This window comes from Oceanimonas pelagia (assembly GCF_030849025.1).
Classification (GTDB): domain Bacteria; phylum Pseudomonadota; class Gammaproteobacteria; order Enterobacterales; family Aeromonadaceae; genus Oceanimonas; species Oceanimonas pelagia.
In genome coordinates, this window is record NZ_CP118224.1 from 2,654,229 (window position 1) to 2,669,885 (window position 15,657).

Annotated in this window: 14 protein-coding genes; 9 read left to right on the forward strand and 5 right to left on the reverse strand. The window is 64.2% G+C overall.

The features are described from left to right. Nucleotides 1-50 precede the first annotated feature (50 nt). Nucleotides 51-638, reverse strand: coding sequence for a LysE family translocator (locus PU634_RS12680; RefSeq protein ID WP_306763693.1), 588 nt, complete (start codon nt 636-638; stop codon nt 51-53). Nucleotides 639-782: 144 nt separating this feature from the next. Here PU634_RS12680 and PU634_RS12685 point away from each other — a divergent pair, with 144 nt between their 5' ends. Then, nucleotides 783-1,007, forward strand: a complete 225-nt coding sequence (locus tag PU634_RS12685) for a YheU family protein (RefSeq protein WP_306761161.1) — start codon at nt 783-785, stop codon at nt 1,005-1,007. A gap of 58 nt (nt 1,008-1,065) precedes the next feature. Continuing rightward, nucleotides 1,066-1,935 (forward strand): phosphoribulokinase, encoded by an 870-nt coding sequence (locus tag PU634_RS12690; RefSeq protein WP_306761162.1) that lies wholly within the window; start codon nt 1,066-1,068, stop codon nt 1,933-1,935. Nucleotides 1,936-2,018: 83 nt separating this feature from the next. Here PU634_RS12690 and PU634_RS12695 read toward each other — a convergent pair whose 3' ends face one another. Further along, nucleotides 2,019-2,423 (reverse strand): OsmC family protein, encoded by a 405-nt coding sequence (locus PU634_RS12695; RefSeq protein WP_306761163.1) that lies wholly within the window; start codon nt 2,421-2,423, stop codon nt 2,019-2,021. A 173-nt stretch (nt 2,424-2,596) separates the two neighbouring features. On the opposite strand from PU634_RS12695, the gene crp reads away from it, so the two are divergent. Then, nucleotides 2,597-3,235: a cAMP-activated global transcriptional regulator CRP gene (crp, locus tag PU634_RS12700; RefSeq protein WP_306761164.1), complete on the forward strand. Its 639-nt coding sequence runs from the start codon at nt 2,597-2,599 to the stop codon at nt 3,233-3,235. Nucleotides 3,236-3,503: 268 nt separating this feature from the next. On the opposite strand, the gene PU634_RS12705 is transcribed toward crp, so the two are convergent. From PU634_RS12705 to PU634_RS12715, 3 genes are all read right to left on the reverse strand, one after another. Then, nucleotides 3,504-4,607 carry a phosphoribosylaminoimidazolesuccinocarboxamide synthase gene (locus PU634_RS12705; protein WP_306761165.1) on the reverse strand — a complete coding sequence of 368 codons (1,104 nt, stop codon included), beginning with the start codon at nt 4,605-4,607 and terminating at the stop codon, nt 3,504-3,506. Nucleotides 4,608-4,705: 98 nt separating this feature from the next. Further along, nucleotides 4,706-5,374 carry a metal-dependent hydrolase gene (locus PU634_RS12710; protein ID WP_306761166.1) on the reverse strand — a complete coding sequence of 223 codons (669 nt, stop codon included), beginning with the start codon at nt 5,372-5,374 and terminating at the stop codon, nt 4,706-4,708. A 121-nt stretch (nt 5,375-5,495) separates the two neighbouring features. After that, on the reverse strand, nt 5,496-7,592 hold the full coding sequence (locus PU634_RS12715; protein ID WP_306761167.1) for a TonB-dependent receptor family protein: 2,097 nt from the start codon (nt 7,590-7,592) through the stop codon (nt 5,496-5,498). A gap of 273 nt (nt 7,593-7,865) precedes the next feature. Between PU634_RS12715 and PU634_RS12720 the strand changes: the two genes are divergently transcribed. Genes PU634_RS12720 through PU634_RS12745 form a run of 6 tightly spaced genes read left to right on the forward strand, consistent with a single transcriptional unit; the run spans nt 7,866 to nt 15,635 of the window. Beyond that, nucleotides 7,866-8,636, forward strand: coding sequence for an HpcH/HpaI aldolase family protein (locus PU634_RS12720; protein WP_306761168.1), 771 nt, complete (start codon nt 7,866-7,868; stop codon nt 8,634-8,636). A 38-nt stretch (nt 8,637-8,674) separates the two neighbouring features. Further along, complete coding sequence (locus PU634_RS12725) at nt 8,675-9,832, forward strand: ATP-grasp domain-containing protein (RefSeq protein ID WP_306761169.1); 1,158 nt, start codon at nt 8,675-8,677, stop codon at nt 9,830-9,832. Further along, on the forward strand, nt 9,829-11,526 hold the full coding sequence (locus PU634_RS12730) for an IucA/IucC family protein (RefSeq protein WP_306761170.1): 1,698 nt from the start codon (nt 9,829-9,831) through the stop codon (nt 11,524-11,526). Before PU634_RS12725 ends, PU634_RS12730 begins: the two co-directional genes overlap by 4 nt. Next, on the forward strand, nt 11,523-12,692 hold the full coding sequence (locus tag PU634_RS12735) for an MFS transporter (RefSeq protein ID WP_306761171.1): 1,170 nt from the start codon (nt 11,523-11,525) through the stop codon (nt 12,690-12,692). The genes PU634_RS12730 and PU634_RS12735 overlap by 4 nt, the downstream gene beginning before the upstream one ends. Beyond that, entirely contained in the window at nt 12,655-14,421 is a 1,767-nt protein-coding gene (locus PU634_RS12740; RefSeq protein WP_306761172.1) for an IucA/IucC family protein, read from the forward strand. Before PU634_RS12735 ends, PU634_RS12740 begins: the two co-directional genes overlap by 38 nt. Continuing rightward, nucleotides 14,418-15,635, forward strand: coding sequence for a type III PLP-dependent enzyme (locus PU634_RS12745; protein WP_306761173.1), 1,218 nt, complete (start codon nt 14,418-14,420; stop codon nt 15,633-15,635). Before PU634_RS12740 ends, PU634_RS12745 begins: the two co-directional genes overlap by 4 nt. The last annotated feature ends 22 nt before the right edge of the window (nt 15,636-15,657 follow it).

The following is a 15,657-nucleotide window of genomic DNA, read 5'->3' on the forward strand; positions in this document are numbered from 1 at the left end:
CGGCCAGATTTTACACCCTTTGCGCCCAAACTCTAACGGTTAACCGCAAATCAGTACCAGATCATCGCCACACAAGCGGCGGTCAACCCGCCCATCAGGGCGTTGAAACGACGCCAGTCGCGTTCCGTGCGCAGCCAGCGGCGCACCCGCATGCCCAGCAGGGTCCACAGATGGCCGGTGACCAGGCCAAAAAACAGGAATACGCCCAGCACCGCCAGGGCCGAGGACCAGTACTGCTCGCCGGCCAGGGTAAAGCCGCTGATGGCGGAAATGGCCATCAGCCAGGACTTGGGGTTGAGAAACTGAAACAACGCCCCCTGGTGCCAGCGCATGCTGCGTTCGCCGCTGTCGGGGGGCGGCGCCGTGGCAATGCGCCAGGCCAGCCACAGCAGGTAGCCGCTGCCCGCCACCTTGAGCCCCCACTGCAGCGCCGGCCACATCTCAAACAGCCGCCCCAGCCCCAGGGCGGTAAGCAGCATCAGCCCCTGCAGGCCCAGCATGATGCCCAGCAACAGCTTGAGGCTGGCGAAATAACCATTGCGGGTGCCGGAGCTGGCCAGCAGCAGGTTGTTGGGCCCCGGCGTGCCGCAGGCCGCCAGGGCAAAGCCGGCCACCGGGCCGAGCAGGGTGATGTCCATCGTGTATTGGCTCATAAAATAACAACCGCTCAGTTTTACTCGATTTTGTGGGCGCCGCCCAGTATTTTACTCCTCCTCGACCTTGGCTCACCGCCAGCGGTGACGGCCCGGCCGGCATCCCCATGGCTTTTTCAGGAACGCCCCATGATCATTCCCTTTCGTGAACTGCCCGCAGACACCCTGACCAATTTGATCGAGCATTTCGTGCTGCAGGAAGGCACCGAGTACGGCGACCGGGAAGTCTCCCTTGAACAAAAAGTATTCGAAGTAAAACAACAACTTGAGCGCGGTGAGGCGGTCATCGTCTACAGCGAACTGCACGACAGCGTCAACATAGTACCGGCCGGCAGGTTCAGCCACAAACCTTGACCTGCCCCCGCGGCACTGCGTATAAACACTCACGGTTTCATCAATTTATAGGTTCGTCATGTCCGCCAAGCACCCCATCATAGCGGTGACCGGCTCTTCGGGTGCCGGCACATCGACCTCCACCGAGGTGTTTCAGTCCATGTTTGCCCAGCTCGGGGTCAAGGCCGCAGTGCTGGAGGGCGACAGCTTTCACCGCTATACCCGCCCGGAAATGGACGTGGCCATTCGCCGGGCCCGGGAGCAGGGCCGGCACATCAGCTATTTCGGCCCTGAAGCCAACGACTTCGAGCTGCTGGAGCAGTTTTTCAAGGAATATGGCGACACCGGCACCGGTCAGTTCCGGCGCTACCTGCACACCTTTGACGAGGCGGTGCCCTTTAACCAGATGCCGGGCACCTTTACCCCCTGGCAGCAGCTGCCCGACGATACCAACCTGCTGTTTTACGAAGGCCTGCACGGCGGCGTGGTAACCGACGAGCACAACGTGGCCCAGCACGTGGATCTGTTGGTGGGCATGGTGCCCATCGTCAACCTGGAGTGGATTCAGAAGCTCATTCGCGACACCGCCGAGCGCGGCCACTCCCGGGAGGCGGTCACCGACTCCATCGTGCGCTCGATGGAAGACTACATCAACTTCATCACCCCGCAGTTTTCCCGCACCCATATCAACTTTCAGCGGGTGCCCACGGTGGACACCTCCAACCCGTTCAGCGCCAAGGTGATTCCCAGCCTGGACGAAAGCATGATGGTGATCCGCTTTCGTGGCATCAAGAACGTCGACTTTCCCTACCTGCTGGCAATGATCGACGGCTCCTTTATGTCCCGGCGCAACACCATAGTGGTGCCCGGCGGCAAAATGGGCTTTGCCATGGAGCTGATTTTACGCCCCATGCTGGAACAACTGCTGGAGACCGGAAAAATCCGCTGATGGCAGCAATCATGTTTGCAATAAAAAACGCCGGATTGCATCCGGCGTTTTTTATTATTGCTCAATTCTTTTAATACAATAACTCAGGCAGGATGTATCTCATAGGAAGACGAAATGTCTACTGCCTTTTCCAGCATCTTGATCACAGAACAGTATTTTTCCATGGACAAGGCCACCGCCCGCTCCACCTGTTTTTCCGACAGGTCACGGCCGGTCACCATAAAATTCAGGTGAATGGCGGTAAATACCTTCGGGGGATTTTCCGCGCGCTCGGCATTGAGCTCCACTTCGCAGCCGGTAACGGCCTGGCGGCCTTTTTCGAGAATGGCCACCACATCGATGGCACTGCAACCGCCGGCGCCCAGCAGCACATACTCCATGGGGCTGGCGCCCTGGCCCGGATTGGTACCATCCAGCATAATTCTGTGTCCAGACTCGGATACACCTTCAAAACACATGCCTTCCAACCAGCTGACCTTGGCTTTCATAAATACTCCTCCGCAAAAAACCGCATATTAGCCTATTGAGGCCCGACTCACGAGCCGGATAAAACCGGCCCGGCTCTTGATGCGGGCCCGCAAGCCTTTTATGCTAGCTGCTCACCCACGCAATCAGGTATAAGGCCGGGCCCGCAGCCCGAGCCGACTCAAGAGGAAAATTCATGGTTATCGGCAAGCCCCAAAGTGACCCGACCCTGGAATGGTTTTTGTCACATTGCCATATTCACAAATATCCAGCCAAAAGCTCGCTGATCCACGCGGGTGAAAAGGCCGAGACCCTCTATTATATCGTCAAGGGGTCGGTAGCCGTGCTGATCAAGGATGAAGACGGCAAGGAAATGATCCTGTCCTACCTTAACCAGGGTGATTTTATCGGGGAGCTGGGTCTGTTTGAAGACACCGAAAATCCGGTGCGCACCGCCTGGGTGCGGGCCAAGTCGCCCTGTGAAGTGGCCGAAATTTCCTACAAGAAATTTCGCCAGCTGATCCAGGTGAACCCGGAGATCCTGATGCGGCTGTCGGCCCAGATGGCCACCCGGCTGCAGACCACCAGCCAGAAGGTGGGCGATCTGGCGTTTCTCGACGTGACCGGCCGCATTGCCGAAACCCTGCTGAACCTGGCGCGCCAGCCCGATGCCATGACCCACCCGGACGGCATGCAGATCAAGATCACCCGTCAGGAGATCGGCCAGATCGTGGGCTGCTCCCGGGAAACCGTGGGCCGCATCCTCAAGATGCTGGAAGAGCAGAACCTGATCACCGCCCACGGCAAGACCATAGTGGTGTTCGGTACCCGCTGAGCGGCCTGATTGCCATGCTAACACGCCACCGCAATCGGTGGCGTGCTACGTCAGGCTCCTTCGCACCACACGACAATAAAAAATGCCGGGGTTTCCCGGCATTTTTACGCTGTGCAGACGGCGGCTTATGCCAATCATCTGGTCAGGCTGTCATCCTGGCGAAAGCCAGGGTCTTCCGACAGAAAGATACCGGGTCAAGCCCGGTATGACAGTGTTTGAAAGGTGGCATTGTTGCCAGGACATGAGCGCTGCTTGAGTCGAACTGGTATTAGTCCACCAGACCATAATCGTCGCGCAGAATGGCGATGATATCGGCCTTGGGGTTGTCGGACAGCACCAGTTTCTGGCCGGTGATTTTCTCGGCGATACCCACATAAGTACTGGAGATTTTCATCAGCACCTCCACCGGCAGCGCATTGTCGCGGGCCAGAGCTTCCCGCTCGGGCATGCGTTCCTTGTTGAGCAGAATGTCCGGATCGGGAAAATGCCTGAGCAGCAGCTGGCGGAAGTCCTCTTTCGAGTTCTCCACGATGCGCCCTTCCCGCCAGGCCGGTCCGTCCCAGATGCGGGAGGAGTCGGGGGTGCCCACCTCGTCCATGTAGATCAGCTTTTCATGGCCCTGATCGTCGGTGACATAACCGAACTCGAACTTGGTATCCACAAATACCTGGTCGATTTTGGCAAGCTCCTGGCTTATCACCTCAAAGCCTTCCTTCAGCAGCCGCTCATACAGGGCGATGTCGTCCCGGCTTCTGAAGTTGAAGGCGGCGAAGTTGTCTTCAATATTCTGGCGGGTGATGTTGACGTCATCCGCTTCCGGCACGCCGGGAATGCCGCGCAAGATGCCCTTGGTGGACGGGGTCATCAGCAGCTCGGGCAGTTTCTGATCCTTTTTCAGGCCCTCGGGCAGTCGAATGCCGCAGAACTCGCGCTCGCCCTTCTCGTAACTGCGCCACATGGAGCCGGTGATGTACTGGCGGCAGATGGCCTCGATTTTCACCGGCGTGGCCTTTTGCACGATCCACACAAAGGGATGGGGAATGTCGAGAATATGGCTGTCGGCCAGTCCCCGCTCCTTGAACAGGCGGAACCAGTGATTGGAGATGGCATTGAGCGCCGCGCCCTTGCCGGGTACGCCGTTCAGGCCCTGTTCGCCGTGCCAGATACAGTCAAAGGCAGAAATGCGATCGCTGATCACCATGATCGCCAGGGGGGCGTCGGGGGCCACCTTGTAGCCTTTTTCCCGAATCAGCCGGCGGCTGTCTTCTTCGGTCAGCCAGTAAACGGAGCGCACCTTGCCGCTGTGCACCGGCTGGCGAGTACGAATGGGAAGGTCGTTATTAACGGCCAAAACCTTGTCTGCGAGGCTCATCACTTGTGTCCTGTGTGTGGGGTATTGAAGCATCGCTGCACACCGGCCCGGCGTTATTTTGATTCTGTAATGGGCACGGCTCAGTCAGCGCCGCCATTCTACCAGATGTGGAAAACCGGCAATAGCCGCGCCAGCAGCTCGGGCCGGGCCGGCGTCAGCCACCAGCTTCCCGCCAGCAGCGCCAGTAACAACAGGTTGGGCAGCGGTGCCGGCCATTCGACCAGCTTGAGCGCGGTGCCGAACGATTTTTTGATGCGCCGTCCTTCCAGATCGATGCTGTACAGCTCGTCCAGCAGCAGGTGAATGCCGGCGCCGGAAAACACAAACAGGCCGGCAAGCCAGGCCGGCTCGGGCTCCAGGCCGAACAGCCGGTCGGCCAGCACCACGGTCACCAGGCCAAACACGGCGTTGGCCAGCAGCGAATGCAGGCTGGCCCGGTGCACGGTAAAGCGGGCAAAGGCCCAGCACAGCGGGTAGCGCACCAGGCCATAGGCCAGTGCTCCTACCACCAGGGTGTCGACCAGAGACAGGTGCTGGCGGCCAAACAGCAGCGCCAGAATGGCGCCCAGCAGACCAAACAGCCGGAACACGATGTCCAAGGCCCGGGACGAGTCCGAATCCATGTCCGGCAAAATACCGCCCAGGCTGCCCGCCAGCCACAGCAGACAGCCCTCGCTCAAGGACACCTGTCCGGCCCACACCAGTCCGGCGGCCAACAGACCGCTGGCGGCGCTGGCCACCTGAATATGAGTTCTGAAATTCGCCATCGACCACGTTATCCCGGCGTCATAAAAGAAGCCGAGTCTAGCATGGTACTACTGGACAAAAAAACAGGGCTGCGTGAGCAGCCCCTGTAACGGTGCAATAATGCGACCCGGATTGTCCGGCTCAGAAGCTGAGCTGACCTTCCAGCACATAGGTGCGGCCAGGCATGGGCAAGCGGCCCACCGGGCTGACGTCGGCACCACGGAAGTAGGCGTCGTCGTCCAGCAGGTTGTTTACTCCCAGACCCACGTTCAGGGTCATGTCGTTGCCGAGGGGAATATCCCGGCCCAGACGGGTGTTGACCAGGGTGTAGGCCGGCAGCTTGCCGGCACTGCCGCTGGGCGTTTCCTCAACGGTGTTGGCGGCATCGCTGAAGCTTTCGCCGGCATACAGGGCGGTGGCGCTGGCGGTCCACAGACCGGTGCGATACACGGCATCGGCGCTGACGTGGTGACGGGGCGCATTGGGCAGATCATTGCCATTGTGCTCCCCGCTGAGCTGCTCGCTGTCGAGGAAGGTATAGCCCAGGCCCAGTTCCAGTTCGTCGGTCGGCATCCAGCGGTTTTCCAGCTCAATGCCCTGCTGGCGGGTTTCGCCCAGATTCTCGTACACATTCTGTGCCTTGTTGAACTGGATCTGATCCTGATAGTCGATTCGGAACAGGGTGGCGGTGGTCTGCAGGTTGCTGTAGGGCTGCCAGCGGGCCCCCAGCTCGTAGTTCCAGGCGGTTTCGTTGGCGACTTCCCCTTCGCGGATCACCTGGGCGGTCTGCACCGGCACCAGGGAACGCTGGGCATTGGCAAACAGGAACACCTCGTCGGTGGCCTGCAGGCCTACGGTCAGACCGGGCAGCCAGGCGGTGGTGTGGTTGTCGCTGATGGCACCGGAGTTGTCATCCCGGTAATCGGTGCGTACCTCTTCATAACGTACTCCCGGAGTCAGGGTCAGGCGATCGTCCAGCAGGCTGATGGTGTCGCTCACATAGGCGGCATAGGCATTGGTGGTAAAGTCCCAGTCCCGCACGGTATCGTTGTAGCTGCCATCGGCCAGAGTCAGGCGGTTGACGTCAAATTCCACTTCTTCCCGCACATAGCGGCCCCCCAACATCAGGGTATGGTTGCCCAGCTGCTTGGTGACCCGCGGCTCGGTGCCGTACACGTTAAAGATACGGGGTGAGTCGGCCACATGACTGCTGGTTGCCTCGGGATCGGCCCAGTTGCCGCCGGAGGTCAGATCCTGACCAAAGAAAAAGGTGCGATCCGCCCGGTGGGCGAAGTTGCGCCACTGGAATTCCACATCGTCACTGGGGGTGTGGATCCAGGTCAGGGTGCCCCGCCACATGTCGGCATCATAGCCATCGTAAGGACGCTGGGACTGGTTGCGGTTGGCCTCATAGGCGGCCGGGCTCAGGGCACCGGGCAGATCGGCGGTCACATCGTAGTACTGCAGCTGGGCCTTGAACTCGTTGATGTCGTCGGCGAAATAGTCGACATCAAAAATATAGTTCTGTACCTCGGTATCGGAATGATCCCGAAAACCGTTGCCCTTTTGCAGGTTGGCCTGGAACTGCAGGCCCAGGTTGTCGGTCACGAAACCACCGGCCCGGTAGTAGGTGTCGGTCAGCACATGACCGGTGTCTTCGGCAATCAACAGGCGCTCGCGCAGGGTTTGCTCAAAGGCATTGGGAATGGGCCTGGTGATCAGGTTGAGCACACCGCCCACGTTGTTGGGGCCGTAATGCACGGCGGCACCGCCGCGCACCACGTCCACCGCTTCCAGGCTGGGCAGGGTCACCGGGAACAAGGACACACCCACGTTGGTGTAGGGACCGATGGCCACCGGGTAGCCGTCCACCATCAGCTGCACCCGTTCGCTGCGCAGCGGATTCAGGCCGCGTACGCCGATATTGGGCAAAATGCCGGTGCCGGTTTCATCCAGCACCTGGATGCCCGGCACGCTGCGCAGAGCATCTTCCAGGTTGAGGGCACCCCGCTCGTGCAGCTCCTCGCTGTCCACCACGTTACGGGCACCGGTGTAGGTTTTCACGGTTTCCTGGCTGGGGGTACCCAGCCAGTCGCCTTCCACCACCACCTGCTCCAGCTCGGTGCTGGCCACCTCGGCGGCGGCCAGGGGCATGGCGGGCATCAGTGCCAGGCTGACAAACATACTGAGCGGACGACGGCGGTAGCCGGCTGACTTTACTTTCCCTGCAAATGACATAAAAACAACCCAAATGAGAATGATTAAGTTTTGCGTATTATTTTTTATGCCGTTTGATATTTCAATAAAAGATTGAACTTTTTTCCTGCTCCGTTGACGCCTGCCCAAAGGCCCCGGCTTTTACGCGCGCCAGCACGCTCGGTTCCGCCGCTGCCGGCACGGCACGTCCCCCATCCTCAGGCAAATACGTTTATTTCCCCATAAAGCAGGGGGTTGAAACAAATCGCAAATACGAATAGTTTGCATTAACCATCAACTTAAACCCTTGACACCATGCTGACCATCAACCCGCTTAAATCCCGTCTGCGCCGCAACGAGCCCGTTTACGGACTGCTCAATTCCGTGCCCGGCCCCTGGCTGGCGGAAATGATCGGCCGTGCCGGCTACGACTTCGTGATCCTCGACATGGAGCACCTTCTGGTGTCGGAAGAAACCCTGCGCCACAGCCTGCAGGCGGTGCTGAGCACCGGCTGCACGCCCCTGGTGCGGGTGCCCGACGGCGACGCCAAACGCATCGGCCGGCTGCTGGACGCCGGCGCCCGCGGCATAGTGCTGCCCCAGGTCGACAGCGCCGCCACCGTGGCCGACGCCATCGCCGCCTGCCGCTTTCCGCCACTGGGCCGGCGCGGCATCACCGGCGGTCCCATCACCGGCTTCGGCACCCTTGGGCTCGATGACTACATTCATCTCGCCAACGACAACATTCTGGTGGTGCCCATGATCGAATCCCGTGCCGGGGTCGAGGCCCTGCCCGGCATTCTGGCCCAAGAGGGCGTCGACATGGTGCTGGAAGGCGCCTTGGATCTGGCCCTGGATCTGGGCCTGGGTCCGCACCCGCAGGCGCCCGAGGTGACCACCCTTATCGCCGACATGGCGGCGCGTTGCCGCGACGCCGGCGTGCCCTTTTGCGCCAACCCGCGCAGCCCGGAGCAGCTCGCCCACTGGCGCGAGGCCGGCATCACCGCCTGGCTGGCGGGAGAAGACAGAGGCTATCTGTTCCGCGCCCTGCAACAGCGGCTGGCCGAGGTGCGCCAGGCCGGCTGAGCCCTTCCCATTTTCCGTTTCGATTCACAAGGACAAGCATGTCATTACCCATCGTGATCCTGACCCATGTGGTCAACCGCGCCGTCATCGACGGCTTTGTTCCCGCCGCCCGCCAGCTGGGCCATGAGGTGGTGCTGGTCACCGATCAGGGCCAGGCGCACCGGGAACGCCTGGCGGATACCCGCGTGCTCGAGTGCGACGTGTTCAACCCCATCGCCGTGCTCGATCTGCTGACCGAGCAGGCCATTCGCCCCGCCGCCGTCTTTTCCAACAGCGATCACCTGCAGACCGCCACCGCCATCGTCGCCGACGCCCTGGGCCTGCCCACCAAACCCTGGCAGGTGTGCTACCGGGCCAAGGACAAGCTGCGCATGCGGGAACGGCTGGCCGAGCTGGGCCTGCCCAGCGTCTGGTCGCGCCTGCTGCTGCCTGGCGAGCCCGCCGCCGCCGACTGGCCCTATCCGCTGGTGGTCAAGCCCAGCCAGGGCGTGGCTTCACTCGACGTCAGCCGGGTCGACACCCAGACCGGTCTGACCGCCCTGCTGGCCGGCCGCGGCACCGCCCCCCTGCTGCTGGAGCAGTACATGGCCGGCCCCCTGTTCACCCTGGAAACCCTGGGCGACGGCCGGGATCTGGTGGCGGTGGGCGGCTTTGACGTCTCCCTCTCCGCCCCGCCCCACTTCATCGAAACCGCCGCCCACTGGCAGGGCGACATCTCTCGGGCCTGGCAGCAGACAGCGCTGGAGCAGGTGCGGGCCTTTGGCGTCGGCTTCGGCGTGTGCCACAGCGAATTCATTCTCACCGACACCGGCCCCGTGCTGGTGGAAATCAACTACCGCAGCATCGGCGACGGCCGGGAGTTCCTGCTGGACGAACTGCTGCCCGGCGGCTGGTTCCGCCCCATACTGCAGCTGCACCTGGGCGAGCCCCTGCCGCCCCTGGCGCCGGCGTCCCGCCACGCCGCCATTCGCTACCTGGTGGCCGAGTCCGAAGGCCGGCTGACCGTGCCGCCGGCGCCCGCTTCACGGCCGGGGCTGAGCCATGTGCCCCTGCGCCGGCAGGGTGACCGCATTCGGCTCAGCCATTCCAACAAGGACTACCTGGGCGTGCTCTACCTGCAGGCCGACTCGGCGGCGGCACTGAACACCCTGCAAGAGCAGGTCGAAGCCGAACTGAAGTGGGAGATAGAAGCATGACGGAGCAGGAACGCATTTGCCGGCGCATCATGGACGCCTGCCTGCGGGAAGATGTGCGCCAGCTGATCAGCCGGGGGCGGCGCGTCGAGCAGGACGGCCAGCTCTGGCTGGAGCTGGATCACCTGGCCGTGCCCCTGCGCCTGGCGGTGAGCGAAAGCGACTACATGCAGCCGCTGCGCACCGCCGCCGGCCACTGGTGGTGCCTGGACCAGGGCCACTGGCGGCAAGAGTCCGGCCACCGGCGCTGGCTTGAACGGCTGATGGCCGGCCTTGAAGAGGACGAGCAGGCCCTGTACTCCGCCTACATGGACGAGGCGGACGCCGCCATCGAGCAGGGCGAGCTGTGTCGCCGGGCCTTTGCCGAGCAGGCCGACCGGCTCGCCGGCTTTGACGCCGACTGGGGCGCGCGCCTGCTGCACGCGGATCAGGTGGCCAGCTTTCTCGACCACCCCTATTACCCTACGGCCCGGGCCAAGTTCGGTTTCAGCCGGAAACAGCTCGAGGCCTTTGCGCCTGAGTTCGCCCCCGAGTTCCGGCTGCACTGGCTGGCCCTGCCCGCCGACCGCGCCTGCCTGACCGGCCCGCTGCCCGCCTGGTGGCCGCGCTTTGAACAGGTGGGCCTGAACGCCGCCCTGGCCAGCAGCCATGTGCTGTTTCCGGTGCATCCGCTTACCTGGCAGCAACTGGACACCTTGCCCGAGGGCGCGGTGGCGGCCCCCGGCGCCTTTCTGCCGGTCATTCCGACCCTGTCGGTGCGCACCCTGGCGCTGGCCGAGCGGCCCAACGAGCACCTCAAGATGCCCCTGGCCATGGCCACCCTGGGCCAGAAAAACATTCGCCTGATCAAACCCGGCACCCTGTACGACGGCGACTGGTTCGCCCGCTGCCTGAGCCGGCTCGAACGGGAAGACGAACGCCTCAGGGGCAGCTATCGCCACGTGGACGAGTCGGTGGCCGGCCACCTGGGCGACGACAGGCTGCACGCCTTTCTGCTGCGCCGTTACCCCGAGCCGCGAGCGGGGGAAACCCTGGCACCGGTGGCCGCCCTGTGCAGCCCGCTGCCCGATGGCCGGCCCTATATCGCCGCCCTGCTCGAGCATCAGGGCGAGCAGAGCCTGGCGGACTGGTGGCGGCAATACTGCGAACTGATGGCCCGGGTGCACCTGCGGCTGTGGCTGAAATACGGCATCGCCCTGGAGTCCAACCAGCAGAACGCCGTGCTGTCGCTGACCCCGGGCCGGCCCCTGAGCCTGATGATGAAGGACAACGACGCCGCCCGGTTGTGGCCGGCCCGCTTTAAGCAGGCCCACCCCGAGCTGGCCGCCCGCCTCCATGAACTGCGCGACGAGCGCATTCTGGTGGCCGACGAGCTGGCCCTGGGGCAGATGTTCACCACCATCACGCTGCAGCTGGATCTGGCCGCCGTGCTCGAAGGCCTGGCCGAGGCCGGCTGCCTGGCGCGGGACTGGGGCTATGCGGTGCTGCGCCAAAGCCTGCGCCGGGAGCTCGACGCCCTGCACGCCGAGGGGCTGGACACGCAACTGGCCGAACGCCTGCTGTTCGAAGACGAGCGGCAATACGTCAAGTACCTGCTGCAGAGCGGCAGCCTGCTCAGCAAGGCCCGCTCGGGGGCGGCGGACATCAACAAGTTCTACGGCCACACCGGACCCAACTTCCTGCGGGAGCCCGCATGAATCCAGTCCTGACCGCCGTGCTCGCCTGCCATTTCATGGCGGCCTTCAGCGTGCTCGGCATGCCGCTGTTCCTGCCCCGGTTACTGACCGAGTTCGGGCTGGGCCAGACCAGCCCCTGGGTCGGCACCCTGTACAGCCTGCCGGCGATACTGACCGCCCTGTCCGCCCCCCTGTGGGGGCGGTTCGCCGACCGCTATGGCTGCAAGCTGTCGCTGATGCGCGCCCTGGCCGGTCTGGCGCTGGCCTTTGCCCTGGCCGGACTGGCGCCGTCCCTCGGCTGGTTTGTGCTGGCGCTGGCGCTGCAGGGGCTGTTCGGCGGCACCCTGGCCGCGGCCAACGGCTACCTGGCCACCGGCCTGAGCCGGGAAAAACTGGCCCAGGCCCTGGGCTGGACCCAGTTCACCGCCCGGCTGGCGCTGGTCTGCGCCCCCATCGGCCTGGGCCTGCTGGTGACCACGTTTTCCGTGCGCGAGCTGTATCTGGGGCTGACCCTGCTGCCGCTGGCGGCACTGGCCCTGGCCGCCCGGCTGCCCGATACCGACCAGGGCGCCGGCAAACTCACGGACGCCACAGAGGAAGCGACGCCACCGGCCCACTGGCGGTGGACGGCGATGGGACTGCAGTTTCTGTTCTTCTTCGCCATGGTGGCCACCTTTCCCTACTTTCTGCCCTACGCCGAGTCACTGACCACCTCGCCGGCGCTGATCGGCCTGCTCTACAGCCTGCCGCACCTGGTGTACCTGCTGGTGCAGCCGCTGGCCCACCGCCTCGCCCTGCCCTGGCGACCGGCCCTGGCCTGGGGCCTGGGGCTGCAACTGCTGGCCTGCCTGTGGCAGTTCCAGCTGCACAGCCTGGCCGCCCTGCTGGCGGCCCGGCTGCTGTTCGGGCTCGGCATCTGGCTCGGCTTTCAGGGCCTCAACGGCCTGATCGGACGGCTGACCCGGCGCCGCAAGGCCGGCAGCTGGTTTGGCCGGCTGGACGCCGTGGGCAAGGCCGCCGGCGTGCTGGCGGGCCTGGTTGCCGCCTGGCTCAGCGCCGGCCACGGCACGCACACTCCCTTTATTGCCGCCGCCTCGGCCTGTGCCGGCGGCCTGCTGTTACTCACCGTGTTTACCATGGAGGCTCACAATGGAAACCCTGCTCACCCCGACCGCGCGCCCGAGTGATCCCCTGCGCGGCCTGGCCGAACACCACGCCATCGGCGCCCTGCTCAACTGTTACCTGCGCGAGTTCGCCCTGCCTGCCGGCGAGGTGGAATGGCACGCCAAGGGAGACCTGCCCCGTGCCCTGACCAGCCCGCTCACCGGGGGCCGCCCCCTGCGCCTGACCCTGCCCGCCAGCCAGGCCAAGCTGGCCCTGAACGCCGACCGGGTCAGCCTGCTGGGCCGGGCCCGCTTTAGCTCCATGCCTTTCGTCAAGCGCCTCGGCCGGCCCTGGCGGCCGCTGTCCGGCGAGGACGCCGGCCGCCTGCTGCTGCAGGAGATGGCATTGCAGACCGGCACCCCCTTCAATCAAGAGCTGGCGGATCAACTGGCCAACAGCACCGCCATTACCCACGCCTTTCTGGAACGGGCGCCAAAACCCCGGGCGGATACCCTGCTCGACAGCGAACAGGCCCTGCTGTGGGGCCACCCCATGCACCCCAGCCCCAAGAGCCGCCACGGCGTGCCCATGGACGAACTGCTGGCCTGCTCGCCGGAAGTGGGCGCCGAATTTCCACTGTGCTGGTTTAACGTCAGCCCCGCGCTGTGGCAGCACAGCGGCGAGCCGGCGGCCCTGGCCATGCTGGAGCAACTGGCCGGCGAGCCCGGCCTCTATCCCTGTCATCCCTGGGAGGTACACCACATTCTGTCGTCTCCCCTCTATCACCGGGCCGAGCAACAGGGTCTGGTGAGCTACCTGGGTTCCCGGGGGCTGCCGATGTACCCTACCTCCTCGGTGCGCACCCTGTACCGGCCCGAGTTGCGCTATTTTCTCAAATGCTCCATTCACGTACGCCTGACCAACTGCGTGCGCAAGAACGCCTGGTACGAGCTGGAAAGCGCCGTCTTCATGAGCAAACACCTGGCGCCGGTGCTGGCGCAGCTGGAGCGGGACAACCCGGGCTTTGCCCTGATGCGGGAGCCCGCCGCCACCACCCTGAACTTTGCCTCCCTGGCGACCCCGCAGGAGCAGGACGACGTGCGCCACCTGCAGGAATGTTTCGGCCTGCTCTACCGGGACAACCTGCCCGCCGGGCTGCAGCAGAACGCGGCCCCCGCCCTGGCCGGAGCCCTGTTCGCCTGGGACAGGTTCGGCCAGAGCCGGCTGGTGCAGGCGTTGCAGACCCTGGCCGCAGAGCGGGGCTGGGACTACCGTCACGCCGCCCTCAGCTGGTTTGAGGCCTACCTGGCGGCCCTGGTGCCCGGCGTGCTGGATGCCGGCCTCAACCACGGCGTGGTGTTTGAGCCCCACCTGCAGAACACCCTTATCGGTTTTGATCAGGGCCTGCCGAGCCGAGTCTGGATTCGCGATCTGGAAGGCACCAAGCTGCTGCCCGAGTACTGGCCCGAGTCCCGGCTGCAGGGCCTGTCCGAACGCGCCCGCGCTTCTGTGCACTACAGCCGCGAGCAGGGCTGGAACCGCATCGGCTACTGCCTGCTGGTCAACAATCTGTCGGAAGCCATTTTCCACCTGGCCGACGGCGACACCGGGCTGGAGCAGGCCGCCTGGCAACGGCTGGCGGCGGTGCTGCAGGCCTGGCACCAGGCCAACGGCCAGCCGGCCGAGCTCGGTGAGCTGCTGGCCGGCGCGCCCCTGCCCGCCAAGAACAACCTGAAAACCCGTCTGCTGCAAAAGGCCGATCGCCTGGCCGACTACACCCTGCTGCCCCACCCGATGAGAGCTCCTTCATGACCCCCAGCATTACTCAATACCTGTCCCAGCGCCGGCAACAGCCCAACGGCGAGCCCCTGTGCGCCTACCTGTACGATCTGGACGCCCTCGCCGCCCACGCCCGCCAGCTGCGCGAGGCGCTGCCCGCCAACTGCGAGCTGTTCTACGCCGCCAAGGCCAACCCCATGGCGCCGATCCTCGAGACCCTGGCGCCCGTCGTCGATGGCTTTGAAGCGGCCTCCGGCGGCGAACTGGCCTGGCTGGCCGAGCGCCACCCCGAGCAACGACTGCTGTTCGGCGGCCCCGGCAAGCTGGAGTCCGAGCTGGAGCAGGCGCTGACCCTGGGCGTGGAGTGCATTCATGTGGAAAGCCTGACCGAGCTGCAGCGCCTCGCCGCCCTCGGCGCCCGGCTCGGCCGGCGGGTGCCGCTGATGCTGCGCATGAACATTCCCCTCGACGGCATGCCCAGCACGCGCCTGGCCATGGCTGGCAAACCCACCCCCTTTGGCCTGGATCCGGAGGATCTGCCCGAGGCGCTGGCGCTGATCGCCGAGCAGGACCGGCTGGATCTGCAGGGCTTTCATTTTCATCTCATGTCCCACCAGCTGGATCCTCGAGTGCAACTGGCCCTGATCCAGCACTGCCTGCGCACCGTCGGCGACTGGCAGGCGCGCTTCGGCCTGGATCTGTCGGTGATTAACCTGGGTGGCGGCATCGGCGTCGACTACAGGCAGCCGAACCGGCGCTTTGACTGGCCGGGCTTTTGCCAAGCGCTGCGGCAGCTGATCGACGAGGAGCCCATGGGCAAACTGCGGCTGCGCTTTGAATGCGGCCGTTTCATCAGCGCCTACTGCGGCTATTACGTGATGGAGGTGCTCGACATCAAGCGCAACCACGGCGAATGGTTCGCCATCGGTCGCGGCGGTACCCATCACTTTCGCACCCCGGCCGCCCAGGATCACGACCACCCGTTTCACCTGGTGCGGAGTGAACGGCCGCCACGGCTGCGCAACGAAAACGTCACCCTGGTGGGCCAGCTGTGCACCCCCAAGGACGTGCTGGCCCGCCGCCAGCCCATCGCTGAGCTGGCCATCGGCGACTGGCTGGTGTTCCGCCATGCCGGTGCCTACGCCTGGAACATTTCCCACCAGCGCTTTCTGATGCACCCGGCGCCGGAGCAGATATTTCTGCGCGGCGGCACCGCCTTCAGCTCGCCCGTCGACGAGGCACAATAACAAAGAGGGGGCCAATGCCCCC

Bases quoted from the DNA above. Each gene is read 5' to 3' on its own strand.
- PU634_RS12705 (WP_306761165.1), bottom strand. From the start codon at position 4,607: ATGAGCCTCGCAGACAAGGTTTTGGCCGTTAATAACGACCTTCCCATT.
- PU634_RS12730 (WP_306761170.1), top strand. From the start codon at position 9,829: ATGACGGAGCAGGAACGCATTTGCCGGCGCATCATGGACGCCTGCCTG.
- PU634_RS12725 (WP_306761169.1), top strand. From the start codon at position 8,675: ATGTCATTACCCATCGTGATCCTGACCCATGTGGTCAACCGCGCCGTC.
- PU634_RS12685 (WP_306761161.1), top strand. From the start codon at position 783: ATGATCATTCCCTTTCGTGAACTGCCCGCAGACACCCTGACCAATTTG.
- PU634_RS12720 (WP_306761168.1), top strand. From the start codon at position 7,866: ATGCTGACCATCAACCCGCTTAAATCCCGTCTGCGCCGCAACGAGCCC.
- PU634_RS12715 (WP_306761167.1), bottom strand. From the start codon at position 7,592: ATGTCATTTGCAGGGAAAGTAAAGTCAGCCGGCTACCGCCGTCGTCCG.
- PU634_RS12735 (WP_306761171.1), top strand. From the start codon at position 11,523: ATGAATCCAGTCCTGACCGCCGTGCTCGCCTGCCATTTCATGGCGGCC.
- PU634_RS12680 (WP_306763693.1), bottom strand. From the start codon at position 638: ATGGACATCACCCTGCTCGGCCCGGTGGCCGGCTTTGCCCTGGCGGCC.
- PU634_RS12740 (WP_306761172.1), top strand. From the start codon at position 12,655: ATGGAAACCCTGCTCACCCCGACCGCGCGCCCGAGTGATCCCCTGCGC.
- PU634_RS12690 (WP_306761162.1), top strand. From the start codon at position 1,066: ATGTCCGCCAAGCACCCCATCATAGCGGTGACCGGCTCTTCGGGTGCC.
- crp (WP_306761164.1), top strand. From the start codon at position 2,597: ATGGTTATCGGCAAGCCCCAAAGTGACCCGACCCTGGAATGGTTTTTG.
- PU634_RS12745 (WP_306761173.1), top strand. From the start codon at position 14,418: ATGACCCCCAGCATTACTCAATACCTGTCCCAGCGCCGGCAACAGCCC.
- PU634_RS12710 (WP_306761166.1), bottom strand. From the start codon at position 5,374: ATGGCGAATTTCAGAACTCATATTCAGGTGGCCAGCGCCGCCAGCGGT.
- PU634_RS12695 (WP_306761163.1), bottom strand. From the start codon at position 2,423: ATGAAAGCCAAGGTCAGCTGGTTGGAAGGCATGTGTTTTGAAGGTGTA.